The organism is Actinotalea endophytica (assembly GCF_025717005.1).
Lineage (GTDB): Bacteria > Actinomycetota > Actinomycetes > Actinomycetales > Cellulomonadaceae > Actinotalea.
Map to the genome: position 1 here is coordinate 364,302 of NZ_JAOVZU010000003.1, position 24,927 is coordinate 389,228.

Here is a 24,927-nt window from a genome sequence, read left to right on the forward strand (position 1 = left end):
GGGCCCAGGATACGGGCCGAGGCCTGCGGGCGGACCGAGCGACCACCTGGCGGGTCCCGGCCGGCTGATCAGGCCATGACCGGTCACCGGGTCAGGGCACGCACCGCTCGCTCGGCGTCGGCGTCGTCGTTCCAGAGGTGGAACGCCAGCCGCACACGGCCGGCCCGGCCCGCCACCCGGCACCCCGACGACTCCAGGGCGGCGCGCCGCGAGCCGTCCGGGTCGGGCAGCGCGACGACGGGACGGCCGACCGGTTCGAGGTCCAGCGCCGTGCGCACCCGATCGGCGAGCCGCGCGCCGTGCGTCGCCACCACCGCGGCGGTCTCGCGGTCGGCGAGCCAGGACGCGAACAGCTCCACCGCGGGGGCGGTGCCGACCCACACCGGCCACGCCGGCGACGTGTCGAACCGCCGCGCGTCCGACGCCAGTGACATGCCGGGCCCGTACACCGAGGCCCAGACGCTCTCCCCCGCGTACCAGCCGGCGCACATCGGCCGGAGCCGGTCGGCGACGGCCGGGGCGACCGTGAGGAAGGCGGAGCCACGAGGCGCGCACAGCCACTTGTAGGCGCCGGTCACGGTGACGTCGAACAACCCGGCGTCCACCGGCAGCCAGCCGACCGCCTGGGTCAGGTCGGCCACCACGATCGCGTGCGCGTCCGAGGCGGCCGCACGGATCGCCTCGACGTCGACCAGCTCACCGTCGCACGACTGCGCCAGCGAGAACGCAACGACGTCCACCCCGGGCTGCACCGCGTCGGCCAGGCGCGCCAACGGTACGTGCTCGACGGTGATGTCCCGATCGGTCTGGGTCTGCACGAGGAACGGGTAGGTCACCGACGTGAACTCGCCGGTCGGGACCACGACCCGCGCACCCGGCGGCAGGTTCGCGGCGACGAGGCCCACCAGCACCGACACCTGCGGCCCGACCGCGACCCGCTCGACCCCGACGTTGACCACCCGGGCGAACGCGCTCCGAGCCCGGTTCACCACGGCGTCGTAGTCGGTCGGGTGAGCCTTGCCGCAACGCCACGTCTCGAGATCCCGCGCCATCGCATCGAGGACCTCGTGCGGCGGCAGCCCCATGCTGGCGGCGTCGAGGTAGCCGGGGACGGGGTCCCAGTGCGAGCGCAGGTCCACGGACCCAGCCTGCCGCACGAGCGGGGCCCCGGCACGACCCGAAGGGCCCGAGATGCGTTCAGCCGAGGTCGAGCGCGAGCAGGTCCTCGACCGTCTCGCGACGCACCAGGAACCGCCACTCCCCGTCACGCACGGCGACCACGCCGGGACGCGGCACGAGGTTGTAGTTGGACGCCATCGACCGGCCGTACGCGCCGGTCACCGGAACCGCCAGCAGGTCACCGGCAGCCAGGTCGCCGGGCAGCTCGGCGTCGTGGACCACGATGTCGCCGCTCTCGCAGTGCTTGCCGACCACCCTGGCCGGGACCGGAGCCGCGTCGCTGTGCCGCGAGACGAGGGCCGCGTGGTACCTCGCGCCGTACAGCGCGGGGCGCAGGTTGTCGCTCATCCCCCCGTCGACCGACACGTAGGTCCGCACCAGGCCGGAGTCGGTGGTGACCGGCTTGACCGTCCCGACCGTGTAGAGCGTGAGGGTGCTCGGTCCCGCGATCGAGCGGCCCGGCTCGATCGACACGTGCGGCACGGGCGTGCCGAGCTCGGTGCAGGCGTCGGTGACCGCCGCCACGACGTCCTTCGCGATCCGCTCGGGGTCCAGGGCCACCTCGCCGGGCAGGTAACCCACCCCGAAGCCCCCGCCCAGGTCCACCTCGGGCACGAGCACCCCGGTCCGGGCCTCGAGCTCGGCGCGCAGGGCCAGGACGGTGTGCGCCGCGACCGCGAAGCCCGCCGGGTCGAGGATCTGCGAACCGATGTGCGAGTGGATCCCGCGCAGCTCGAGCTCGGGGCGCGCCAGGATCGCCTCCAGCCCCGCGAGGGCCTGGCCGCCGGACACCGAGAGGCCGAACTTCTGGTCCTCGTGCGCGGTCGAGATGTACTCGTGGCCACCGGCGTGCACACCCGTGGTCACCCGGAGCATCACCGGTGCGCGGCGGCCCGGTTCGCCACCCCACCCCGCGGCCGCGACCTCGGCCACCCGGTCGATCTCGACGAGCGAGTCGATCACGACGCGGCCGACTCCGGCGTCCCGCGCGGCGACCAGCTCGGCGTCGGACTTGTTGTTGCCGTGCAGCGCGAGGTCCGTCCCCGGCACGCCGGCGCGGAGCGCGACCGCGAGCTCGCCACCGGTCGCGACGTCGATCCGCAGGCCCTCGGCATGCACCCACCGAGCGACCGCGACGGACAGGAACGCCTTGCCCGCGTAGTAGACGTGCACGCCGGCGCCCTCCGGCGCGAACGCCGCGGTCCACGCCTCGCGGGTCGCGCGGGCACGGGCCCGGAGATCCGCCTCGTCGAGCACGTACACCGGCGTCCCGACCTGTCCGGCAAGGGTGCGGAGGTCGACGCCCCCGACGCTCATCGCCCCGTCCGCGCCGATCCGCGCCGACGCCGGCCACAGGCCACCGGGCACCGTGGACCCGTCGCCGGTCCCGGACCCCACGTCCGTGCTCACATCCGCTCCGGCGCGCTCACCCCGAGCAGACCCAGTCCGTTCGCGAGCACCTGGCGCGTCGCGTCGTTGAGCCACAGCCGGGTGCGGTGGGTGTCGGTCACGGGCTCGTCGCCCATCGGCGTGACGCGGCACTGGTCGTACCACTTGTGGTACGCGCTGGCGAGCTCCTCGAGGTACCGCGCGACGCGGTGCGGCTCGCGCAGCTCGGCGGCCTGGGCGACCACGCGCGGCAGCTCGGCGAGCTGGCCGAGCAGGACGGCCTCGCTCGGGTGGTCGAGCAGCGCCGGGTCGAACGCGTCCTCGCGGCGCACGTTCAGCGCGCCGGCGTTGCGCGCCACGTTGGCCGTCCGGGCGTGCGCGTACTGCACGTAGAAGACCGGGTTCTCGTTGGTCGCCCGCGCGAGCAGGTCGAGGTCGAGGTCGATCGCGGAGTCCGCCGAGGAGCGGGCCAGCGCGTACCGCGCGGCGTCCACCCCGACCGCGTCGACCAGGTCGTCGATCGTGACCACGGTCCCGGCGCGCTTGGACATCCGCACCGGCTCACCGCCGGAGACCAGGTTGACCAGCTGACCGATCAGGATCTCGAGGTTGACCCACGGCGTGTCACCGAAGGCCGAGCACATCGCCATCATCCGGCCGATGTAGCCGTGGTGGTCGGCGCCCAGCATGATGATCGCCCGGTCGAAGCCGCGCTCGCGCTTGTCGAGGTAGTAGGCCAGGTCCCCGGCGATGTAGGCGGGCATGCCGTCGGACCGGATGATCACGCGATCCTTGTCGTCACCGAACTCCGTGGTCCGAAGCCACGTGGCGCCGTCGGCCTCGTAGACGTGGCCGAGCTCGCGCAGGCGCGCGATGGCGTGCTCGACGGCACCGGACGAGTGCAGCGACTCCTCGTGGAAGTACACGTCGAAGTCGACCCGGAAGTCGTGCAGCGACTGCTTGATCTCGGCGAACATCAGCTCGACGCCACGCGCCCGGAACACCTCCTGGGCAGGCGCGTCGGACAGCGTCACCGGGTCCGGCTCCCCCGCCGCCACCGCGTCCGCGCGGACCCGCTCGGCGATCTCGCCGATGTACGCGCCGCCGTAGCCGTCCTCGGGAGCCTCCTGGCCACGGGCCCGGGCCAGCAGCGAGCGCGCGAAGCGATCGATCTGCGACCCGTGGTCGTTGAAGTAGTACTCACGGGCCACCTGGGCGCCGCTGGCCTCGAGCACGCGGGCCAGCGCGTCGCCGACCGCGGCCCAGCGCACCCCGCCGATGTGCAGCGGGCCGGTCGGGTTGGCGGAGACGAACTCGAGGTTGATCCGCTCGCCCGCGTTCGCCTGGCTTCGTCCGTACTCCTCGCCGGCCTCGACGACGGTCCGGGCGAGCTCGCCGGCCGCCGCGGCGTCGAGCGTGATGTTGAGGAAGCCCGGGCCGGCGACGTCCACCTGGGCCACCCCGGGCACGGTGGACAGCCGCTCGGCGACGGCCTGGGCGAGGTCGCGCGGGGCCACGCCGGCCTTCTTCGCGAGCTGGAGCGCGACGTTGGACGCCCAGTCGCCGTGCTCGCGCTGACGCGGGCGCTCCACCGTGACGGTCTCCGGCACCTGGTCGGCGGCCAGGGCGAGGACGCCGTCCGCCTGGGCGGACAGCAGGACGGCACGCAGCGCGGCAGACAGCTCGGCAGGGGTCACCGGCCGATCCTATCGGCGGACGGACGGAGCCCGGAGCGGCCGGTCGACCGGGCCCGCGGGCCCCTCCGACGCCCCCGCGCGAGCCCCGGATCGGACGCCGCGCGGCACCGAAACGTGCACTCGACGCCCCGGTGGGTGTTCACTCATCCCACCACCTCACCGCGGAGTCGGGATGCGACGCACGAACCTCATCGACCAGGCCGTCGGCCGGTTGCGCCACCAGATCACCTCGGGGACCTGGGCCATCGGGACCAGGATCCCCGCCGAGCCCGAGCTCGCCGAGCTCATCGGCGTGGGCCGGAACACGGTTCGCGAGGCCGTCCAGTCCCTGGTGCACGCCGGCATGCTCGAGCGCCGCCAGGGTTCGGGCACGTACGTGATCTCCGACTCGGAGCTCGGCAACGCCATGGGCCGCGAGATCGCCGGCGCGCACCAGCGCGACGTGCTCGAGGTCCGCCGCGCCCTCGAGGTGGAGGTGGCCCGGCTCGCTGCCGTGCGCCGCACCCCGAGCCAGGTCAGCCAGCTGCGTGCGCTGCGCGACACCCGCGCACAGGCCTACGCGTCGGGCGAGCTGGACGAGATGGTGGCCGCGGATCTCGAGCTGCACCGGCTCATCGCGGAGTCCTCGCACAACCCGGTGCTGGTCGCGCTGTACGAGAACCTCCAGGACGCGATCAGCGAGAACATCCGGTTCAACTTCGAGCACCCGGCGCACGACGACGACTCGCACAACTGCCTGGTCGAGGCGATCGCCGAGGGTGACGCCACGGCCGCGATGCGCGAGATCGACCAGTACCTGACCGCGCTCATCGGCGAGTACTGAGGTCGGGCACGGGCCCGCCGACGGCCGCATCGCTTCCCCGGCACCGGATCGACGCACCCCGGTGCGACCGCGGGCCGTCACGTGCGGTAGTGTTCTGCACCGCGCCCGAGTAGCTCAGTGGATAGAGCGTCTGCCTCCGGAGCAGAAGGTCGTAGGTTCGAATCCTATCTCGGGCACCCTGGCTGACCTGCAGTGATGCCTGCGCCCGCGGCGCGCGCACCCGGCTCAGCCGGCGTCGGGCGGCTCGGCCACGCACGGTGTGACACCGGGCGCGCACAGAGCCACTCCGAACCCGACCTCCGTCGTCCCGCGCGCGGAGCCGACGCGATAGTCGACCAGCAGCATCCCGGCGCGGGCGACGGCGGCGCCGTCGCTGCGGACCTCCACGATCAGCTCGGTCCCGAGCTCAGCCCCGCACGGCGTGCTGACGGCCCCGACACCGGTAGGGATGCCGGTGTCCTCGAGGGCGATCCGGTCTCCTCCGTACATCTCGTACCGGTCCTGAGGTCGGGTGGTGAACGCCGTGACATCGACGGCGGACCCTTCGGGCGCTCGCACAGCGAGGACCTCACCGGTCTGCGCTCCGTCGACACAGAGCACCAGCCCCCCGAGGGTGACCGGGTCACCGGGCGCGACGTCGTCGGTGCCGACGCCGCTCCAGTCGCCGGCACCGTGCGGCCAGCGGACCTCCCCGTGCGGGGAGGCGCCGCAGGCCGACACGAGCAGGACCGTCGCGATCCACCAGACGGCTCGTCCACCCGGCACCCGAAGAGTCACTAGTACATCGTCCCGACACCGGTGGCGGTTGCGGTACCCAGGTTCGAGTTGGCACACAGCTTCCCGCTCTTGGTCCACGTCCACGTGGCGCTCGAGAGGCTGTTGAATCCCGACTGAGCATTCACCGAGATGTTCGGCAGCTTGACCCCGCCGGAAACGGTCAGATTGGTGCCCCTCGTCTTCGTGAACGTCTGCCCCGCCTTATATGACACGCAGGCATACGAATAGGTGCGCCGAGTGGTGTACGTCTGGTTGCTGAGAATGGTGTGGATGCTCGCAGGGCGGAGCGTTATCTGCCCCGTGCACGTATTCTGATACTTGCGGTAGTTCACCTTGTTCGCCATGCGCCGCGCGTCCGTGTAGGCGGGCGACGTCCCGGATGCACCGAGCTTGATCGTCTGGGACCCGCCGGCGGTCCACGTGCCACCGCCGCCGGCACCGGAGTAAGCGATCCCGAGCGTGTGGCTCGACTCGTACCCCTGCGTGACCTTGACATTGGCGAACGAGGCGCCCTGCACGTGCGTGAAGTACTCCGTGACGCCGTAGACCCAGCCCACCGCGACGACGTCGCAGATGGGCTCCATCGGGACGACGACCCCCGAGGCGACCGCATCGGCACCGGCACGCACGGCCAGGTCCGTGCGACGGTCGCGCCCGACGACGCCCGTCGTGAGCGAGTCGCGGGCCTCCGCCTCCGTGAGCGGTTGTCCCGCCACGTCGATGAAGGAGTCGAGCGGGGTCGTCGAGTCCAGGACGACGCCGGTGCCGAGATCGAACACCATGCGCGGGGCGGAGCTCGTCGCGACGGCCGCGGCCCCGAGAGGCTCAGCGCCCGCGGGCGCGGCATCCACCTTGGCCGAGTGCCACGCCGTGGCCCCGCTCGAGGTCGCGTCGGCGCGCACCGAGACGTTCCAGGTCATCTGTGACGCTGCGTCGGCAGCCGTGACCTCGAGGTTCACCTGGCCGTCCGCCGCGACGTACTCGGCAGGGAGCGCCGCCGGGTCGACCCGTGCGACGAAGCTCCCGTTGCCCGAGGCCCTGGCCAGGGCGACCGTCACCAGCGGGACCCGCTCGCCGTCGGCCAGGTCGGCCAAGAACTCCTGGTCGGGCCAGGCGACGACGACGACGTCCGCAGGCACGCCGCGGCCGTCGCGCTGAACGGTCCCGGACACGGCCACCGGCGACCGCGGCACGGTCCCGATCGTCGGCGCTGCTGCGGCCGGCACCGCCGACGAGACAATTATTCCCAGAACTGCAATCTCGACGGAGATCGCACGAATCCGCCCCATGTGCTCGGCCCCCTGCCTGTATGCACGGACGCAGGGGTCGATCGCACTCACGCCCCCTGCGCGAATCGCCCGACGCTGCGGGCGTGACGGCACGCTAGCAGCAACAAGGTGACCGGACAATGATTCCGACCGGCGCAATGCACGCCGCTCGCGGGTCGCCCGCGGCACCGGCATTGGAGCCCGCGTTCGCAACGCGACGACCCCTGCGCCGGCCCCGCGGCCCGCTCGCGTTGTTGCCCCGGGCCGGCTCCCCGGACCAGGATGCTCCGACGACCGTGCCGCGGCCCCGGACCGGGCGCCGACCCGATCGACCGCGGGCGCCTCGGCGCCACGGTGCCGGACGCACACCGAACCAGGAGGAGGCCGGCCCGGATGGAAGCCTGGCTCCTCACCCTCGCCGACTCGCCCTGGGTCTACCCCGGGATGCTGCTCTTCGCACTGCTCGACGGCTTCTTCCCTCCGGTGCCGAGCGAGGTGGCACTGCTCGGCCTGGCGTCGCTCGCGGTCGCGAGCGGCAACCCGGACCTGGTGCCCCTGCTGGCCGTGGCGATCGTCGGCGCGTTCCTCGGCGACCTGGTCGCCTACGGCATCGGCACCCGGGTGGACGTGCACCGGATCCCGCTGCTGCGCGCCGGACGCGGCGCCCGGATGCTCGAGTGGGCGGAGCGGTCCCTGCGCACCCGGGGCCGGACGTTCCTGCTCGCCGGTCGGTTCATCCCGGCAGCGCGGGTCGCGATCAACGCGGCGGCCGGCGCCCTCGGCTACCCACTGCGCCGGTTCGCCGGGGTGGCCGCGATCGGGTCGACCGTCTGGGCTCTGTACTCCGCTGCGATCGGCATCGGTGCGGGCACCTGGTACCGCGGGCACCCGGTCGCCGCGGTCGCCGTGGGTGTGGTCGCGGGTCTGCTCATCGGCCTCGTCCTCGATGCCGTGTTCGCCCGGTCGGAGCGCCGCGTCCCACGGTGACCGGCACGCCACGGCGCGGTGCTCGGCAGCTCCGCGTGCGGCATTCGCGCGTTCTGCCCGGTGTGCCCGGAGTGAGCTCGACCGGACCCCCGTGACCGCTCAGCCAGGACTCGTCGGCGCCGATGGGGGACCCAGGGACAGTGGAGGGAGGAACCGTGCCGGCACCCGACGTGCTGCAGGCCGGACCGGAGTCACCGGTCTCCACCGCCGAGCGGCTCGCCGACGAGCTCGAGACGCAGCTGCACATCAGCCCCGTCGCGTGCGCCGAGGAGGCCCGTCGAGCGGCAGCCGACGCGGCGACCAACGGTGACGCCCTCGCCGAGCTGGTCGCGAGCTACTACCTGGCCGCAGCAGCGCGGCTGAGCGGCACGGACGACGAGGCGCTGCAGCTCTGCGACCGGGCGGACGAGCTCGCGGACGCCCTCGACGAGCCGGTGTGGCGTGCCCGGAGCCTGCAGACCCGCGCCCTCGTGCACCAGGGCGCCGGAGACGACGAGACCACGATCGACCTGCTCGAGTCCGCCGTCGAGATCTGCCGCGGTGCCGGCGACACGGCGGCGCTCGCACAGGCCATGACCCTGCTCGGCCGGGCCTTCGCCGCGATCCCCGGGTTCTCCGCCCGGGCCGCGTCGACGCTCGGCACCGCTCGCCGGCTCTGGATCTCCTGCCGTGACCGGGACGGTGCGGTGAGCGCCCAGGTCAGCCTCGCGATCACCTATCTCGCCACCAGCGGCGAGCTCGCCGTCCAGAACTCCCCGGGCGCGGCCGCGGCGGCGCGGCAGGCCCTCGCGGCCGCCCGGCTCGCCGTCCAGGAGGCCGACGCGGCGGGGCTCGCCGAGCTCTCGGTCGACGCCCGCCTCGCGCTGGTGGACGCCCTGCTCGCCTGCGACGGCCCGCAGGCGGACCTCGACCAGGCCCTCGAGTCGGCGGCGTCCTTCCTCAGCCGCTTCCCGGTGCCGGGGCGGTGCCTGGTCCTGCACCGCCAGCGCGCCACCCGCCTGGTGAAGTCGGGCGCGGCGGCCGATGCCGTCACCGAGGCCCGCGCGGGGCTCGCCAAGTGCGCGTCGATCGACCGGCCACGCGAGCGCGAGGCGCTGCTCAGGCTGCTCGCCGAGTCCCTCACCTCGACCGGCGACCTCGCCTCGGCCGTCCAGGCGCTGACCGACCTCACCGAGTCCCTGCAACGACGCTCCCGCCAGTCCGCCGAGCGACGCGGCACGGTCATCTCGGCGCGGCTGGACACCGAGCGCGCCCGGCGCAGCGCCGATCGCGAACGCCGCCGGGCGGCCGCGCTCGAGCAGCGCAACGCCGAGCTCGCGTGGGAGGCCGAGCACGACCCGCTCACCGGGCTGGCCAACCGACGCGCACTCGATCTCGCCCTCGAGACGCTGGCACCCGCACCGGACCGACCCGTCTCGATCTGCCTGGTCGACGTGGACCGCTTCAAGCGGATCAACGACACGCTGTCCCACCAGGCCGGCGACCGGGTGCTCATCCAGATCGCCCAGTCATTGCGCGGTGCGGTCCGGCACGGCGACCTCCCGGCCCGCTACGGCGGGGAGGAGTTCGCCCTGGTGCTGCCCGGTGCGGACACCGAGGCGGCACTGATGGTGGCGGACCGGGTGCGCCGCGGCGTGGAGCAGCTGATGTGGCCGTTCGCGGTCCCCGAGGGCCGGGTCACCGTGAGCATCGGCGTGGTGACGTCGACGGGCCCGGTGCAGCCCGCCGAGCTCGTCGCTCGGGCCGACGCGGCGCTCTACGCCGCGAAGGACGCCGGGCGCAACCGTGTGATGCAGGGCTGACGTCGCGGCGCCCAGCACTGCCGCTCGCGACTCGTTCGCGCGACCGCTGCACGCGGCCGCACGCGCCGCCCGCACGCACGACGGCGCCCGGGTGGCCCGGGGCGCAGAGCCCCGGGGCCGCCCGGGCGTCGAGTGGTACCGGCAGGTGGGTCCGCCCGATCCGGGCGGACGGCCTCAGTGCGTCTCGTTGCGAGGGGTCGGCACGCCGGCGAGCAGCATGCGGACCTCGGCCTCGGAGTAGCGGCGGTGGCCGCCGAGCGTCCGGATCGCAGAGAGCTTGCCCGCCTTGGCCCACCGGGTCACGGTCTTCGGGTCGACCCGGAAGAGGCTCGCAACCTCCGACGGCGTGAGCAACGCGCCGCGCGAGGCGTTCTGGCGGGGGGCAGGAATGGTCGTGTGCGCCATGGCACTTCTCCTTCGTCGTTCGGCAGTCCGGCCGACCACGTGGGTCCCGTGACTTTGCGTCCCCACCTCGCGGTGGGTTTGCCTTTGTCGCTGACAGGTCAAGTGTGTCCCGACCGGGGCGATCCGGGCAAGCCGGTTCAGAACGTTTCCGTTGTTCTGCGCCCGGATTCACCCGATTGCGTGAACGCAGGCGCACCTGGGCGGTGGGCTCGAGCCTCGGCGGCGCTGCCGATCCCCCTGCCGACCCCTCGGCCGGCCCCTCTGCGACCTCCCCTTGCCGGCCCCTCTGCGTCCACCGGGCCGTGCGTCCCGACCGTCCGGCACCGGGCAGACTGACGGCCATGACGGAGCTCTGGTTGGCGGACGACCCGGCGGTGCTGCGAGCCCGCGGGAGCCTCAAGTGGACCGCGACGCGCGGCGAGATCGCGGCGTGGGTCGCGGAGTCGGACCTCGGCACGGCGCCGGCCGTGACCCGCGCGCTGCACGAGGCGGTCGACCTGGGACTCACCGGGTACCTTCCACCCGCGCTGCGCTCCGGGGTGGCCCGGTCGTGCGCGGAGCTCTACGCGCGCCGCTACGGGGCCGACGTGACCGCGGCGGAGGTCCGCATCGTCGCCGACGTCGTCACCGCGATGCGGCTCACGCTCGACCGCCTCGTTGCGCCCGGCGCGCCGGTCGCCCTGCCCACCCCCGCGTACATGCCGTTCGTCAGCGAGCCGGCCGGGTGGGGGCACGACGCCATCCAGGTGCCGATGGTCGCCGGGTCCGGCGGCCGCGCCGAGCTCGATCTCGAGGGGATCGAGGCAGCGCTCGCGTCCGGCGCGGGCCTGGTGGTGCTGGTCAACCCGCACAACCCGACGGGCCGGGTGTACACGACCGACGAGCTGCGCGCCCTGTCCGAGGTGGTGGCCGAGCACGACGCGTGGGTGTTCGCCGACGAGGTCCATGCCCCGCTGGTGCACGGCGGGCGCCGGCACGTCCCGTACGCCACCGCGTCCGCGGCGGCCCGCCGGCACACGATCACCGCGACCGCGGCGTCGAAGGCCTGGAACGTGGCCGGCCTCAAGTGCGCGCAGGTGCTGATCGGCGACCCCGAGGCACGTGACCGGTGGGACGCGGGAGGCGACACGGCCGAGGGCGCGTCCACGCTCGGCGCGGTGGCGACGGTCGCGGGGTACGAGCACGGCGAGCCGTGGCTGGAGCAGCTGTGCGGCTACGTCGAGGCCAACGGCGCCCTGCTCGGCCAGGTCCTCGCCGCAGCGGCGCCGGCGGTCGGCTACCGCGAGCCCGAGGGCACCTATCTCGCGTGGCTCGACCTGCGCGCCGCCCTGCCGGCCGACGCCCGGGAGCTGCCGCCGGGAGAGCTGGGCGCCTGGCTGCGAGCGGCCAGCGGGGTGACGGTCGTCGACGGAGCGAAGTGCGGCGAGGTCGGGCACGGGTGGGTGCGGCTCAACCTCGCGATGCCCGCTCCCCTGGTCGAGCAGGCCGCCCGACGCATCGCGGCGGCGCTCGCGGGCTGAGAGAACCCACGAGGGCCGGGGTGGGACCGGCCCTCGTGGGCGGTGCGCGACCGGGAGCGAGCAGTCAGCCCCCGGGCGCGCCGTCGGACCTCAGTGCGAGGCCTCGGACGTGATCGTGGTGGGCTGCGCCGAGTGCTGGATCTCGATCTTGCGCGGCTTGGCCTCCTCCGCGACCGGGATGGTCAGGGTCAGCACCCCGTCGGAGTAGCTGGCCTCGACGGTGTCCAGCGCGAGGCCGCGGCCCAGCGTGAGCTGACGCACGTAGGTGCCGGTGGGCCGCTCGTGCGCGAGCCACTGCACCTCGGCCTCGGTGCGGGCGCTGCGCTGGGCGCGAATGGTCAGCGTGCGGTCCTCGACGGACACGTCGATCGAGCCGGGGTCCACGCCGGGCAGGTCGACGTTGAGCACGAAGTGGTCACCGGTCCGGTAGAGGTCCATCGGCATGGTCGCCACGCTGGGGGTCTCTCGCACGGTGCCGAACATCTCGTCCAGCAGCCGGCTCGGATCGGTCAAGGGGAACATCCGGGTAGCCACGCTCGCCACCTCCTCACAGGCGGCCCCGGACCCTCCGGGGCTCAGGCGTGCCGACCGGGGCACCGGCCCCGGCCGACTGCTACTCACAGGACCAGTATTAGCACTCTCGCCGACGGAGTGCTAGCGCTCAGGGACGGCGAGTGCCAACTGTTCGCGGACGGCGTGAGAAGCTGCCCGACCTGGGGTGTCACACGCATGTCACCACATTGTTCGGGACCTCCGTCCCCCGGTTTCGGTGGAACCGGAGGACCTTTGGCACAGCACGCGCCGCGTCAACTCACCTAGCGTCGTAGACGGGTCAACGGTGATCCGGAAACAGTCCGAATCGACCGGGGAGACCCAGTGAGCACTCGTCCTGCACGTGCCACGACGAAGGCCGCGGCGACCACGCCGCCGGCGGCGTCGACCACCACCACCGCGTCCGCGATCGACCAGCTCGTCGCCGGCGCCACCAAGGCGCTCGCCGCCTACGCGACCTTCACCCAGGCCGACGTCGACCACATCGTGAAGAAGGCGTCGGTCGCCGCGCTCAACCAGCACGGTCAGCTCGCGAAGCTCGCGGTGGCCGAGACCAAGCGCGGTGTGTTCGAGGACAAGGCAGTCAAGAACATCTTCGCGTGCGAGCACGTGACGAACTCGATGGCCGAGCTCAAGACCGTCGGCATCGTCGGCCGCGACGACCTCAAGGGCATCGTCGAGATCGCCGAGCCGGTCGGCGTCGTCTGCGGTGTCACGCCGGTGACGAACCCCACCTCGACCGCGATCTTCAAGTCGCTCATCGCGCTGAAGACCCGCAACCCGATCATCTTCGCGTTCCACCCCTCCGCCCAGGAGTCCTCGGTGGCCGCGGCCCGGATCGTCCGCGACGCGGCGGTCGCGGCCGGCGCCCCGGAGCACTGCATCCAGTGGGTCGAGCAGCCGTCCATCGAGGCGACCAACACGCTGATGAACCACCCGGGCGTCGCGCTGATCCTGGCGACCGGCGGCAACGCGATGGTGAAGGCGGCGTACTCGTGCGGCAAGCCCGCGCTCGGCGTCGGCGCCGGCAACGTGCCCGCCTACGTGGAGAAGTCCGCGAAGCTCAAGCGCGCGATCAACGACATCGTGATGTCCAAGTGCTTCGACAACGGCATGGTCTGCGCCTCGGAGCAGGCAGCGATCCTCGACACCGAGATCTACGACGCCGCGATGGCCGAGTTCGCGACGCTGCACGCCTACCGCTGCAACGCCGAGGAGAAGGCCAAGCTCGAGCAGCTCATCTTCGGCGTCGAGGCCGGTGACGCGAACTGCGCCGGTGCGAAGCTGAACGCCTCGATCGTCGGGCAGTCCCCGGTCCGGATCGCGGAGCTGGCCGGCTTCACCGTGCCCGCCGACACCTCGATCCTGATGGCCGAGGTCAGCGAGGTCGGCCCGGCCGAGCCGCTGACCCGCGAGAAGCTCGCGCCGGTCCTGGCGGTGCTGCGCGCGGAGAGCCGCGAGCACGGTCTGCGCCTCGCCGAGCAGATGGTCGAGTTCGACGGCCTGGGCCACTCGGCCGCGATCCACACGGAGGACAACGAGCTGGCCGAGGAGTTCGGCAGCCGCGTCAAGGCGATCCGGGTGATCTGGAACTCCCCGTCCTCGCACGGCGGCATCGGCGACATCTACAACGCCTTCATCCCGTCGCTGACCCTGGGCTGCGGCTCCTACGGCGCGAACTCGGTCTCCAACAACGTCTCGGCGGTCAACCTGGTGAACATCAAGCGGATCGGCCGGCGCAACAACAACCTGCAGTGGTTCAAGGTGCCGGCGAAGACCTACTTCGAGCCGAACGCGATCCGCTACCTCGAGGACATGCCCGACGTGAACCGGGTGACGATCGTCACCGACGCGACGATGACCAAGCTCGGCTTCGTCGACCGGATCATCGACGTGCTGAACCGCCGGCCCAACCAGGTCGCGCTGCAGATCATCGACAACACCGAGCCCGAGCCCTCGATCGCGACGGTCGACCGGAACACCGAGATCATGCGGGACTTCGGCCCGGACACGATCATCGCGCTCGGCGGCGGCTCGCCGATGGACGCCTCCAAGGTGATGTGGCTGCGCTACGAGCACCCGGAGATCGTCTTCGCGGACATGCGCGAGAAGTTCTTCGACGTCCGCAAGCGCGCCTTCAAGTTCCCGACCCTGGGTGAGAAGGCGAAGCTGGTCTGCATCCCGACCACCTCGGGCACCGGCGCGGAGGTCACCCCGTTCGCGGTGATCACCGATCAGGAGACGGGCGTGAAGTACCCGCTCGCGGACTACGCGCTGACCCCGACCGTGGCCATCGTCGACCCGGCGCTGACCGGCAAGATGCCTGGCTTCCTGGCCGCCGACTCCGGCTTCGACGCCCTGACCCACGCCACCGAGGCCTACGTCAGCGTCTACGCCAACGACTTCACCGACGGCATGGCGCTGCACGCCATCAAGCTGATCTTCGAGAACCTCGAGGAGTCGGTGGTCGGCGGCGAGACCGCGGTGACCGCGCGGGAGAAGATGCACAACGCGGGCACCATCGCCGGCATGGCGTTCGGCAACGCGTTCCTCGGCATCGTGCACGCGATGGCGCACACCATCGGCTCGACCTTCCACCTGGTGCACGGGCGGACCAACGCCACGCTGCTGCCGCACGTGATCCGCTACAACGGCACCGTGCCGACCAAGCTCACCAGCTGGCCGAAGTACGAGCACTACGTCGCCCCGGAGCGGTTCCAGCAGATCGCCAAGCACCTCGGTCTGCCGGCCTCGACCCCGGAGGAGGGCGTCGAGTCCTACGCCAAGGCGATCGAGGACCTGCGGGTCAAGGTCGGCATCCCGGCGTCGTTCGCGGCGCAGGGCGTGTCCGAGCAGGCCTTCATCGGCAAGCTCGACGACCTCGCGATGCGGTCCTACGAGGACCAGTGCGCGCCGGCGAACCCGCGCATGCCGATGCTCGACGACATGAAGGACCTGATGGCGGCCGCGTACTACGGCACGTCGCTCGCCGAGGTCCGCGCCGAGCGTGCGGCGGCGGAGGTCGTGCCCGCGACGTGACGGCCCCGGCGGGTCCGTCGCGGCCCGCCGACCCGGCGGCACCACGCATCGCCGCCACCTCGAGACCGGCTGCCCATCCCGGCCGGCGCTCGGTCGGTGCCCCGCCCACATCCTGGGCGGGGCACCGTCGTCGTCGGGCCCGGTCGTCGTCGGGCCCGGTCGTCGTCGGGCCCGGTCGTCGTCGGGCACCGTGGCATGCACGAACCACCGCCGGGATTTGCGACACTGGACCCCCCGGAACCTGGAGGAAGCATGTCTCGTCGTCTCGTCGCCGTGGCCGTGGCCGCGGGTCTCGCCGGTCTGCTCGGCGGCTGCGCCGACGGTGGGTCGGTGGACTGGGCGAGCCTCAGCTCGGCGGTGCAGGACGGCGTGAGCTCGGCGCGAGAGGCGGCCCAGAACGCCCAGACGGCGATCGATCAGGTCGGCGAGACCAGCCAGCAGGTCAAGGACGCGGTCGCCCAGGCGAACGACGCGATCGCCACGGCCAACCAGGTCGCCGAGGACGGTCAGGCCGCCGGCGACGAGGCCGTCACGAACGCGCGCGCCGCACTCGACCAGGCGAAGACCGCGGTCGACCAGGCCGCGGAGAACGCGCCGAGTCAGGTCGCGGACGTGCTGCACACCCTGTCGGGCCAGCTCGACGACCTGGCCGCGAAGCTCGACTCCTGAGCTCGGCCCACGCCGGCCCGGCGCCGGCACTCCGGTAGCCCCGCCGGCGGGGCTCCGGGCCCGTCGCGCGGGTCCGGACCGGGTCCCGGCCGCCGGCACCGCCGCGCCGGTAGCGTGAGGCCGTGACCCACGACACCGCTCCGCTGTCCGGCATCCAGCTCGAGCTCACCCTCGACGACCAGACGGCGATCGTCACCGACGTCGGCGCGAAGGTCCGCAGCTACACGGTGGACGGGCGAGCCGTGATCACCCCGTTCGACGCGGACGAGCCCGCTCCGGTCAGCAACGGCGCAGTGCTCGCACCGTGGCCGAACCGGATCCGCGACGGGCGGTACGCCTTCGACGGGACCGAGCACCAGCTCGACATCAGCGAACCGGGGCGGATGACGGCGCTGCACGGCCTGGTGATGTGGCAGCGCTGGACCGTGACCGAGCGCTCGGAGTCCCACGTGACGCTCGAGGTGCGGACGGCACCGAGCAGCGGATACCCGTTCGACCTGCTCGTCGCCGTCACCTACCGGCTGACCGCGGCCGGTCTGCACGTCCAGGCACGCGCGACGAACCTCGGCCGGACGGCGGCGCCGTACGGGATCGGCTTCCACCCGTGGCTGTCGCCCGGAGCGGGCTCGCTCGACGAGTGCACGTTCAGCCTCGACGCGGAGACCCGGGTGACCACCGACGAGCGGCTGCTGCCGACCGGCACGGAGCCGGCCGCGGGCCGGTACGACCTCCGCACGGCACGCGCTGCCGACGAGCTCGATCTCGACGACGCCTACGTCGACGTCCGCCGCGACGCCGACGGCCTCTCATGGGCGCGCCTGACCGGGGCCGACGGGCGCACCGCGGCCGTGTGGATGGACGAGTCGATGGACACCTGGCAGGTCTGCTCCGGCAACCACCTGGACCTGGTCGCGTGGCGGCGCACCGGCATGGCCGCCGAGCCCCAGAGCTGTGTCGCGGACGCCTTCCGCACCGGCGAGCGCCTGGTGCGTCTCGAGCCGGGCGCGAGCCACGAGGTCACCTGGGGCATGACGCTGCTGTAGCAGGAGAGGGCGAGCACGAGGTTCGGGCACGAGGTTCGAGCACCGAGCTCGAGCAGGGAGGTCGAGATGGTGGCGGCGCACGAACCCCACTCCCCCGGCGAGCCTGCGTCCGGGTCGGCCGCCGAGCGACGTACACGCCGGCCCTCGCCCGCCGCCCGGCGGTTCGGGTACGTCGTCGCGATCGCGGTGAACCTCGTGATGCTGGGCCTGATCGTCGTCTGGCCGGGCTGGCAGGCGGTGCCCTTCCTCACCGAGGCGACCACCGAGGTGCTCCCGGCGGTCGAGGCGCAGCTGTGGACGTCGATCGCGGTGAACGTCGTCTGGATCCTGGCCGATCCGCGCTGGCTGCGTGCGCTCGGCGAGACCGTGACGTCCGCGGTCGGCCTCGCCGCAGCGGTGCGCATCCTCACCGTGTTCCCGTTCGCGTTCGAGGACGGGACCTCGTGGGCGACCCTCGCGCGGTTCGTGCTGTGGATCGCGGTGGTCGGGTCTGCGATCGGGGTGCTCGTCAATGCGGGGCGCGTGATCCGGGCCCTGGTCACCGGTCCGGTCGAGTCGCCGGGAGCCTGACCGTCGGGTTCACGGGGTATCGCGATCGGGTCGCGACGGGAGCGCTCAGGCGCTCAGTCCCAGTTGGTGCCCATCTTGGTGGTGCCCGGCACGTACTCCCAGTGCCACGGCTCGTAGGCGCCGGAACCGCCCGGACGTGCCCACGCCGGGTTGTCCCAGCCGAAGGTCGGCCCGTTCTCGCTCAGCCAGGCCATGACCGTGGAGTTGTGGGTCTCGGTACCGCACAGGTCGATAGCCAGGCCCCAGCCGTGGTTGGAGGTACCGGGCGTCGCGGCCAGACCGGGCTTGGTGTAGGCGAGCCGCCGCTGGACCGCGAGGGTGCGGTACGAGTCCGTGATGCACAGGTCGTGACCGAGCGCGGCCTTGAAGTTCTGGTTCAGCTCGGTGAGCGCCACGGCGGCGTCGCCGCGAAGCATGTTGGTGCCGTCCCACAGCGTGCAGAGGTCCTTCGCGGGGATCTGCCCGTTGCCCGACGTCAGCTCGACCACGCCGTTGCAGTCCGGGAGCGGGTCGCGGTCCAGCGATCGGCTCACGGCGTCCGCGTCCCGGAGCGCGCCGGTGACGGGCGCCAGGACCGTCGTCGGGGTCTCGGCCTGGGCGGACACGGAGGCCTCGAGGATCTGCGCGGTGGCGGGCGCGTCGGACGCGACGACGCCGACCACGGCACCGACCGGCGTCGGCGCGAGGGCCCCGGCTACCGGGACACCGATGGTGGCACCTGCGAGAGCGCCCACGACGGCCACCCGAGGTGCCCAGTGCGGCAGGAGCGTGCGACGCGACCGCCGCTCGGGGCGGGGGTGGAGATCACGACGGGAGGCAGGAGCGTCCGAGGGGGACTGCCCGTGCTTCACCTGGTCTCCGTCTCACCGTGTCGTCGTCGTGTCCCGACGGCCATGGCGACTCACGGTTGGGGGGCCGGCCGGGTGATTACGAAACAGTAACGGGTCGATGTCTCACCAACCAAGCACGGGCGACGTCGCATTCGTCACATTTCCTGGGACGACACGGGTCACACGTCCCTGATCAAGAGCCACGGACCGCGGCCAGGGCCGAACGGCCCAAACGTTTCAAGACTCCGTCGGTCGGCCCAGCCGGCCACGCTGCATCGCGTCGCGCACCTCGCCGACCAGCTCCTCGAGGATGTCCTCGAGGAACACCACGCCGAGCGTCGTCCCGGCGTCGTCGACCACCCGCGCGAGGTGCGACCCGGAGCGCTGCATCGCCGCGAGCGCATCCTCGACCTCGTCGCCGGGCGCGACCCTCGCGAGGTCGCGGACCCGCCACGTCGGGATCGGCTGCTCACGATCCTCCGCTCCGGCGTACAGCACGTCCTTGAGGTGCAGGTAGCCGACCGGCTCGCCCGCCGCGTCGGTGACCGGGTACCGGCTGAACCCGGTGTGCGCGACCTCACGTTCGACGTCGGCGGCCGTCGCGCCCGGGCCGACCGCGACCAGCCCACCGATCGGGACCATGACGTCCGCCGCCGTCCGGTCGGAGAACTCGATGGCGCCGGTGAGCAGACCGTGCGCGTCGTCGAGCAGGCCTTCGGCCTGCGAACGCTCCACGATCGAGTGGACCTCCTCGGCGGTGAACGCGGAGGCGACCTCGTCCTTCGGCTCGACGCCGAACTGGCGCAGCAGGTGGTTCGCGAGCCAGTTGAGCGCGACGATGACCGGCCGCACCACGCGCGCGATCCCGACCAGCGGCGGTCCGAACCACAGCACCGCCCGGTCCGGACCCGCGACCGCGAGGTTCTTCGGGACCATCTCGCCGAAGACCACGTGCAGGTACACGACGATCGACAGGGCGACCAGGAACGCAACCGTGTGCACCGCCGCGATCGGCAGGCCGATCGCGGTCAGCGGGTCCTCGATCGCGTGGGCGATCGCGGGCTCGGCCACGACACCGAGCGACGTCGAGCACACGGTGATGCCGAGCTGGGCACAGGCGAGCATCAGCGACACGTGCTCCATCGCCCAGAGCACCACACGGGCCCGGCGCGAACCGGCGCGGGCGAGCGGCTCGATCGCGCTGCGGCGCGCCGAGATGATCGCGAACTCCGCGCCGACGAAGAACGCGTTCCCCAGGAGCAGCGCGACACCGAGGGCGAGGGCGACTCCGGTGCTCACGGCATCCCCCCGTCGTCGGACGGTGCGGGACGCTCGTCGCGGACGCTGAGCCGGGCGACCCGTCGACCGTCCATCTGCTGCACGGTGAGCCGCACGCCGTCGATGTCGAGGGTGTCCCCGGTCGACGGGATCCGGCCGAGCCGCGCCATCACGAGCCCGCCGAGGGTCTCGTAGGCCGCGTCCTCCGGCAGCGTGACCCCGACCTCCTCGGCGAGCTCGTCGGGGCGCAGCAGGCCCGGCACCGACCAGCCCGCGCCGAGCCGGTACACGCCGGCCCGCGCCGGGTCGTGCTCGTCGACGACCTCGCCGACGATCTCCTCCACGACGTCCTCGAGGGTCACGACGCCCGCCGTGCCGCCGTACTCGTCCACCACCACGGCCATCTGCATGCCGTGCTCGCGCAGCTCGACGAGCAGCGGCCCGAGCCGCACCGTCTCGGGCACCCGCGGGGCCGGGTCCATCAGCGCCGCCGCCGGGACGTCGGCACGCCGGTCGTAGGGCACCGCGACGGCGCGACGCAGGTGCACGAGGCCCACCACGTCGTCCCGCGAGCCGTCGATCACCGGGAAGCGGGAGTGCCCGGTGCGCCGGGCCGCCTCGACCACGTCCGCAGCGCTGTCGTCGCGCTCGACCACCGCCATCCGGGTCCGGTCGGTCATCACGTCCACGGCAGTGAGGGTGTCCAGCTCGATCGAGTTGGCGATCAGCTCGGCCGTGCCCTCGTCGAGCGTCCCGACCTCGGCGGACCTGCGCACCAGCGCCACGAGCTCCATCGGCGACCGACCGCCCGAGAGCTCCTCGCGCGGCTCGACGCCGAAGCGCCGCAAGACGGTGTTCGCGGTGCCGTTGAGCACCGCGATCACCGGGCGCAGCGCCGCCGTGAACGCCAGCTGGGCCGGCGCGACCGTCCGGGCGGTCGCCATCGGGACCGACAGCGCGAGGTTCTTCGGCACGAGCTCGCCGAACAGCATCGAGAAGCCGTTCACCAGGACCAGCGCGAGCGTCGCGGCCAGCCCGGCCGCGACCGCGGCGCTGAACCCGCCGAACACGCTCTCCAGCAGCCGCGCGAGCGCCGGCTGCGTGGTGTAGCCGAGCAGGATCGTGGTCGCGGTGATGCCGACCTGTGCGCCGGACAGCTGGGTGGACAGCGTCTGCAGTGCGCGCCGCACCTTGAGCCCCGGCCGGTCCTGCTTCTCCTCGAGCTCGTGGTCGACGACGCCGGGGTCGAGCGTGACCAGGGCGAACTCCGCGGCCACGAAGATGGCGGTGCCCACGGTGAGGATCACCCCGAGCAGCACCAGGAGCCACTCGCTCAGCACGTGGCGGGCCTCCAGCAAGTCGTCGTGGGGTGAGCATAACCGGGTGTGACACCCTGAGCGCATGGATGGCAACGTCGCAGGGAGCCGCTCGGTTCCCCTCGTGCTCGTCGTCGAGGACGAGCCCGCAATCTCCACCGCTGTCGCGCACCGGATGCGCGCCGAGGGCTGGCAGGTCGAGGTCGCCGCGGACGGCCCGACCGGCGTGGCCGACGCGGCCCGGCTCCAGCCCGACCTCATCGTGCTGGACGTGATGCTGCCCGGCATGGACGGCCTCGAGGTGTGCCGCCGGGTGCAGGCCGAGCGACCCGTGCCGGTCATCATGCTCACCGCGCGGGACGACGAGACGGACATGCTGGTCGGGCTCGGGGTCGGGGCCGACGACTACCTCACCAAGCCGTTCTCGATGCGCGAGCTCGTGGCGCGGACCAAGGCGCTGCTGCGCCGGGTGGACCGCGCCTCCCAGCTGGCCAGCACGACCACCGCGCTGCCGCCGCAGCAGCTCGGTGACGTGGTGATCGACCGCGCGCAGCGCCGGGTCTCCCGCGACGGTGTCCCGGTCCACCTCACGCCCACCGAGTTCGACCTGCTGGTCACGCTGGCCGCCACGCCGCGCACGGTGCTGACCCGCGAGAAGCTGCTCGCCGACGTGTGGGACTGGGTCGACGCGAGCGGCACCCGCACGGTCGACTCGCACGTCAAGGCCCTGCGGCGCAAGCTCGGAGCGGACCTGATCCGGACCGTCCACGGCGTCGGGTACGCGTTCGAACCTGCCGGGGAGTGAGCAGGAGATGGTGAACGCGCCGCGGCACGGACGCGGACGGCTCGACGTGCGCCCGCTGGACCCGTTCTCCTCGATCAAGATCAAGCTCGGGGTGCTGGTCACTGCCACCGTGACGCTCGGCGTGCTGGTCACCTGGATCGGGCTGCGCAACTTCCTCGGGCCGCGCTGGACGCTGCCGCTCGCGGTGCTCGTGTCCCTCGTCGCGGTGCAGATCCTGGCCCGGGGCATGACCTCGCCGCTGCGCGAGATGACCGCGGCGGCTCGGGCCATGGCGGCGGGTGACTACTCGCGTCGGGTCACCCAGTCCAGCCGCGACGAGGTGGGCCAGCTCGCGCGCGCGTTCAACACCATGGCCGAGGACCTCGAGCAGGCCGACACGCTGCGCCGTGAGCTGGTCGCCAACGTCTCGCACGAGCTGCGCACGCCGGTGGCGGCGCTGCAGGCCCAGCTGGAGAACATGGTGGACGGCGTGAGCCCGGCCGATCCCGAGACCCTGAACGCGGCGCTGGCCCAGACCGAGCGTCTCGGCCGGCTGGTCACCGACCTGCTCGACCTGTCGAGGCTCGAGGCGGGTGCCGTGGCGCTCGACATCGCGCCGGTCGAGGTCGCCACGCTGTGCGACGAGGCCGTCGCGGCCGCGCGGCTGGTCGCACCGAGCAAGGGCCTCACCTTCGAGGTGGACGTCGAGCCCGCGGACCTCGCGGTCCCCGCGGACTCCCAGCGCCTGCACCAGGTCCTGGCGAACCTGCTGCAGAACGCCGTCCGGCACTCCCCCCGCGGCGGCGTGGTGCGGGTGATGGGGGCCAGGGAGGGCCGCGACGTCGTGCTCGACGTGATCGACCAGGGTCCCGGCATCCCGAAGGAGGACCGCACGAGGGTCTTCGAGCGGTTCACGCGGGGCAACGTGCCGGCGATCACCGGTCAGATCAGCACCGGCGGGACGGGGCTCGGCCTCGCGATCGCTCGCTGGGCCGTGACGCTGCACGGCGGCACCATCGAGGTGGCGGACTCCGCGCGCGGGTGCGACATGCGGGTGCGCCTGCCCGCCGAGGTGGCGCTCCGGTCGAGGGGCTGACCACGGGTCGGTGACCCGGAATTCACGCCCCGGGTCGGCCCCGCGGTCGCTACCGTGAGCGCGTGAGTGACAGCGACGCACGAGTCGTGCGGGTCGATCACCTGGTCAAGACGTTCGGCCCGGTGCGAGCGGTGGACGATCTCTCGTTCACCGTCCACCCCGGCCGGGTCACCGGGTTCCTCGGACCGAACGGCGCCGGCAAGACCACGACCCTGCGCACGCTGCTCGGCCTGGTGGCCCCGACCTCGGGCACGGCCACGATCGGCGGCCAGCGCTATTCAGAGCTCGACCACCCGGGTCGGCTGGTCGGCGCGGCGCTCGAGGCGTCCAGCTTCCACCCCGGACGCTCGGCCCGGGACCACCTGCGGGTCTACGCGCCGCAGGTCGGGGTGCCGGACTCCCGGTGCGACGAGGTCCTCGAGATCGTCGGGCTCTCGCCGGTCGCGAACCGCCGGGCCGGCGGCTTCTCGATGGGGATGCGCCAGCGGCTCGGACTCGCCGCGACGTTGCTCGGCGACCCCGGTGTGCTGCTGCTCGACGAGCCGGCCAACGGCCTGGACCCCGAGGGCATCGCCTGGCTGCGCGGCTTCCTGCGCCACCTCGCGGGGCAGGGCAGGACCGTGCTGGTCTCCAGCCACGTGCTCTCCGAGGTCCAGCAGACCGTCGACGACGTGGTGATCATCGCTCGCGGCCGGCTCGTGCACGCCTCCGACATGGCGGGCCTGGCCGAGCTGGCGGGACGGCGCGTCCTGGTCGCCTCGCCCGACCGCGCCGGACTGGACCGGCTGGTCGCGGAGCACTGGCCGCTGGCCGCCGAGCCGGTGCCCGATCGACCGGACGCCGTCATGCTCACCGACGTGGACGGCGCGGAGGTCGGCGCGGCCGCGTTCGCCGCCGGGCTCGAGCTGCACGAGCTGAGCCCGCGTGACGTCGGCCTGGAGGACGTGTTCCTGAACCTCACCGGTAGCGGGGCGAACGGCAGCGGCGGCGGACGCCACCGGGCCGAGGGCTCGGGCGAGGTGGCGGCATGATCGCGGCCCTGCGCACCGAGTACCGCAAGCTCGTCACGACCCGCCTGTGGTGGGTGCTGCTGCTCGTCATGGCCGGCTACATGGCGTTCCTCGGCGCGACGATGGGCTACGTGCTCAGCGCCCCGGGCGCGGCGAGCACGGGCATGCCCGGGGCTTCCCCGGCACCGGAGCTCGACCCCGCCGACGTCGCCCGCACCGTGTACTCGTTGTCCGCCGCCCTCGGCTACGTGTTCCCGGTCGTGGTCGGCGCCCTGTCGGTGACCGGCGAGTTCCGGCACCTGACCCTCACGCCCACGTTCCTCGCCGAGCCACGAAGGACGCTCGTGCTCGGCGCCAAGGCGCTCGCGACGGTGCCGGTCGGCGTCCTGTTCGGGCTCGCGGGCGCGGCCAGCACCGTGCTGGGTGGCGCGGCCGTCCTCGCCCTGCGGGGCGAGCCGACCCTGCTCACGGACCCGGAGGTGCTGCGCACCCTCGGCCTGACGGTGCTGGCCCTGACCGTCTGGACCGCCGTGGGTGTCGGCTTCGGCGCGGCGGTGCCGAGCCAGGTCGGCGCGGTCGTGGTGCTGCTCGCCTTCACGCAGTTCGTGGAGCCGCTGCTGCGGATGCTGCTCGCGGTGAACGAGCCGACGTCCGGGATCGCGCGCTTCCTGCCCGGAGCGGCGGGCGAGGCGATCACCGGGGCGAGCCTGTACAGCTCGCTCGGCGCCGGTGATCTGCTCGCCTGGTGGCAGGGCCTGCTCGTCCTGCTCGGCTACGGTCTGCTGCTCGCCGTGATCGGCCGCGTGACCACGCTGCGCCGCGACGTCACGTGAACGCTCGTCCGCGCTCATGATCGGCGCGGTGCGGGCATTGCCGTTCGCGGCCTCGGACTT

Annotated in this window: 22 protein-coding genes, 1 tRNA gene and 1 riboswitch; of the genes, 13 read left to right on the top strand and 10 right to left on the bottom strand. The window is 72.9% G+C overall.

Annotated elements, in window-relative coordinates:
• Positions 1-83 precede the first annotated feature (83 nt).
• From OEB99_RS07250 to argS, 3 genes are read right to left on the bottom strand one after another with little or no spacing between them, the layout of a single operon-like run.
• A complete protein-coding gene (locus OEB99_RS07250) occupies positions 84-1,139 on the bottom strand; it encodes an aminotransferase class V-fold PLP-dependent enzyme (RefSeq protein WP_263509316.1) in 1,056 nt (351 codons plus the stop codon).
• 58 nt (positions 1,140-1,197) lie between these two features.
• The gene (gene lysA / locus OEB99_RS07255) at positions 1,198-2,589 is read right to left on the bottom strand and encodes a diaminopimelate decarboxylase (RefSeq protein ID WP_411910666.1); all 1,392 of its coding nucleotides are present in this window, start codon (positions 2,587-2,589) and stop codon (positions 1,198-1,200) included.
• Positions 2,586-4,265 carry an arginine--tRNA ligase gene (argS, locus tag OEB99_RS07260; RefSeq protein WP_263509318.1) on the bottom strand — a complete coding sequence of 560 codons (1,680 nt, stop codon included), beginning with the start codon at positions 4,263-4,265 and terminating at the stop codon, positions 2,586-2,588. The genes lysA and argS overlap by 4 nt, the downstream gene beginning before the upstream one ends.
• A 172-nt stretch (positions 4,266-4,437) precedes the next feature.
• Here argS and OEB99_RS07265 point away from each other — a divergent pair, with 172 nt between their 5' ends.
• Positions 4,438-5,088 (top strand): FadR/GntR family transcriptional regulator, encoded by a 651-nt coding sequence (locus OEB99_RS07265; protein ID WP_263509320.1) that lies wholly within the window; start codon positions 4,438-4,440, stop codon positions 5,086-5,088.
• Positions 5,089-5,191: 103 nt separating this feature from the next.
• Positions 5,192-5,264: transfer RNA gene (locus OEB99_RS07270), tRNA-Arg, on the top strand.
• Between the two features lie 49 nt (positions 5,265-5,313).
• On the opposite strand, the gene OEB99_RS07275 is transcribed toward OEB99_RS07270, so the two are convergent.
• Together OEB99_RS07275 and OEB99_RS07280 are read right to left on the bottom strand one after the other, a co-directional pair.
• A complete protein-coding gene (locus OEB99_RS07275; RefSeq protein WP_263509322.1) occupies positions 5,314-5,865 on the bottom strand; it encodes a hypothetical protein in 552 nt (183 codons plus the stop codon).
• Complete coding sequence (locus OEB99_RS07280) at positions 5,865-7,154, bottom strand: hypothetical protein (RefSeq protein WP_263509323.1); 1,290 nt, start codon at positions 7,152-7,154, stop codon at positions 5,865-5,867. The genes OEB99_RS07275 and OEB99_RS07280 overlap by 1 nt, the downstream gene beginning before the upstream one ends.
• Before the next feature lie 372 nt (positions 7,155-7,526).
• On the opposite strand from OEB99_RS07280, the gene OEB99_RS07285 reads away from it, so the two are divergent.
• The gene (locus OEB99_RS07285; RefSeq protein ID WP_263509325.1) at positions 7,527-8,120 is read left to right on the top strand and encodes a DedA family protein; all 594 of its coding nucleotides are present in this window, start codon (positions 7,527-7,529) and stop codon (positions 8,118-8,120) included.
• 155 nt (positions 8,121-8,275) lie between these two features.
• Entirely contained in the window at positions 8,276-9,922 is a 1,647-nt protein-coding gene (locus OEB99_RS07290) for a GGDEF domain-containing protein (protein ID WP_263509327.1), read from the top strand.
• Positions 9,923-10,096: 174 nt separating this feature from the next.
• Here the strand turns inward: OEB99_RS07290 and OEB99_RS07295 are convergent, their stop codons facing one another.
• A complete protein-coding gene (locus OEB99_RS07295) occupies positions 10,097-10,327 on the bottom strand; it encodes a BldC family transcriptional regulator (protein WP_263509329.1) in 231 nt (76 codons plus the stop codon).
• An 18-nt stretch (positions 10,328-10,345) separates the two neighbouring features.
• Positions 10,346-10,420: riboswitch (cyclic di-GMP riboswitch) on the bottom strand.
• A gap of 248 nt (positions 10,421-10,668) precedes the next feature.
• Here OEB99_RS07295 and OEB99_RS07300 point away from each other — a divergent pair.
• The gene (locus tag OEB99_RS07300; RefSeq protein ID WP_263509331.1) at positions 10,669-11,847 is read left to right on the top strand and encodes a MalY/PatB family protein; all 1,179 of its coding nucleotides are present in this window, start codon (positions 10,669-10,671) and stop codon (positions 11,845-11,847) included.
• Between the two features lie 90 nt (positions 11,848-11,937).
• Here the strand turns inward: OEB99_RS07300 and OEB99_RS07305 are convergent, their stop codons facing one another.
• Complete coding sequence (locus OEB99_RS07305; protein WP_411910674.1) at positions 11,938-12,369, bottom strand: Hsp20/alpha crystallin family protein; 432 nt, start codon at positions 12,367-12,369, stop codon at positions 11,938-11,940.
• A gap of 354 nt (positions 12,370-12,723) precedes the next feature.
• Between OEB99_RS07305 and adhE the strand changes: the two genes are divergently transcribed.
• The 4 genes from adhE (at position 12,724) to OEB99_RS07325 (ending at position 17,720) form a co-directional block, all read left to right on the top strand.
• A complete protein-coding gene (gene adhE, locus OEB99_RS07310) occupies positions 12,724-15,438 on the top strand; it encodes a bifunctional acetaldehyde-CoA/alcohol dehydrogenase (RefSeq protein ID WP_411910667.1) in 2,715 nt (904 codons plus the stop codon).
• 252 nt (positions 15,439-15,690) lie between these two features.
• Entirely contained in the window at positions 15,691-16,107 is a 417-nt protein-coding gene (locus tag OEB99_RS07315) for a hypothetical protein (protein ID WP_263509333.1), read from the top strand.
• A 122-nt stretch (positions 16,108-16,229) separates the two neighbouring features.
• On the top strand, positions 16,230-17,150 hold the full coding sequence (locus OEB99_RS07320) for an aldose 1-epimerase family protein (RefSeq protein WP_263509335.1): 921 nt from the start codon (positions 16,230-16,232) through the stop codon (positions 17,148-17,150).
• Positions 17,151-17,216: 66 nt separating this feature from the next.
• Entirely contained in the window at positions 17,217-17,720 is a 504-nt protein-coding gene (locus OEB99_RS07325) for a hypothetical protein (RefSeq protein ID WP_263509337.1), read from the top strand.
• 53 nt (positions 17,721-17,773) lie between these two features.
• Here OEB99_RS07325 and OEB99_RS07330 read toward each other — a convergent pair whose 3' ends face one another.
• The 3 genes from OEB99_RS07330 to OEB99_RS07340 all read right to left on the bottom strand — a co-directional run bounded on the left by OEB99_RS07330 (position 17,774) and on the right by OEB99_RS07340 (position 21,186).
• On the bottom strand, positions 17,774-18,454 hold the full coding sequence (locus tag OEB99_RS07330; protein WP_263509339.1) for a M15 family metallopeptidase: 681 nt from the start codon (positions 18,452-18,454) through the stop codon (positions 17,774-17,776).
• Between the two features lie 333 nt (positions 18,455-18,787).
• Positions 18,788-19,849 (bottom strand): hemolysin family protein, encoded by a 1,062-nt coding sequence (locus OEB99_RS07335; protein WP_263509340.1) that lies wholly within the window; start codon positions 19,847-19,849, stop codon positions 18,788-18,790.
• Positions 19,846-21,186 carry a hemolysin family protein gene (locus tag OEB99_RS07340; RefSeq protein ID WP_411910668.1) on the bottom strand — a complete coding sequence of 447 codons (1,341 nt, stop codon included), beginning with the start codon at positions 21,184-21,186 and terminating at the stop codon, positions 19,846-19,848. Before OEB99_RS07340 ends, OEB99_RS07335 begins: the two co-directional genes overlap by 4 nt.
• A gap of 43 nt (positions 21,187-21,229) precedes the next feature.
• Here OEB99_RS07340 and OEB99_RS07345 point away from each other — a divergent pair, with 43 nt between their 5' ends.
• From OEB99_RS07345 to OEB99_RS07360, 4 genes are all read left to right on the top strand, one after another.
• Entirely contained in the window at positions 21,230-21,949 is a 720-nt protein-coding gene (locus tag OEB99_RS07345) for a response regulator transcription factor (protein ID WP_263509342.1), read from the top strand.
• 7 nt (positions 21,950-21,956) lie between these two features.
• Complete coding sequence (locus OEB99_RS07350; protein ID WP_263509344.1) at positions 21,957-23,024, top strand: HAMP domain-containing sensor histidine kinase; 1,068 nt, start codon at positions 21,957-21,959, stop codon at positions 23,022-23,024.
• Positions 23,025-23,086: 62 nt separating this feature from the next.
• Positions 23,087-24,055, top strand: coding sequence for an ATP-binding cassette domain-containing protein (locus OEB99_RS07355; RefSeq protein WP_263509345.1), 969 nt, complete (start codon positions 23,087-23,089; stop codon positions 24,053-24,055).
• Complete coding sequence (locus tag OEB99_RS07360) at positions 24,052-24,867, top strand: ABC transporter permease (RefSeq protein ID WP_263509346.1); 816 nt, start codon at positions 24,052-24,054, stop codon at positions 24,865-24,867. Before OEB99_RS07355 ends, OEB99_RS07360 begins: the two co-directional genes overlap by 4 nt.
• Positions 24,868-24,927: the final 60 nt, after the last annotated feature.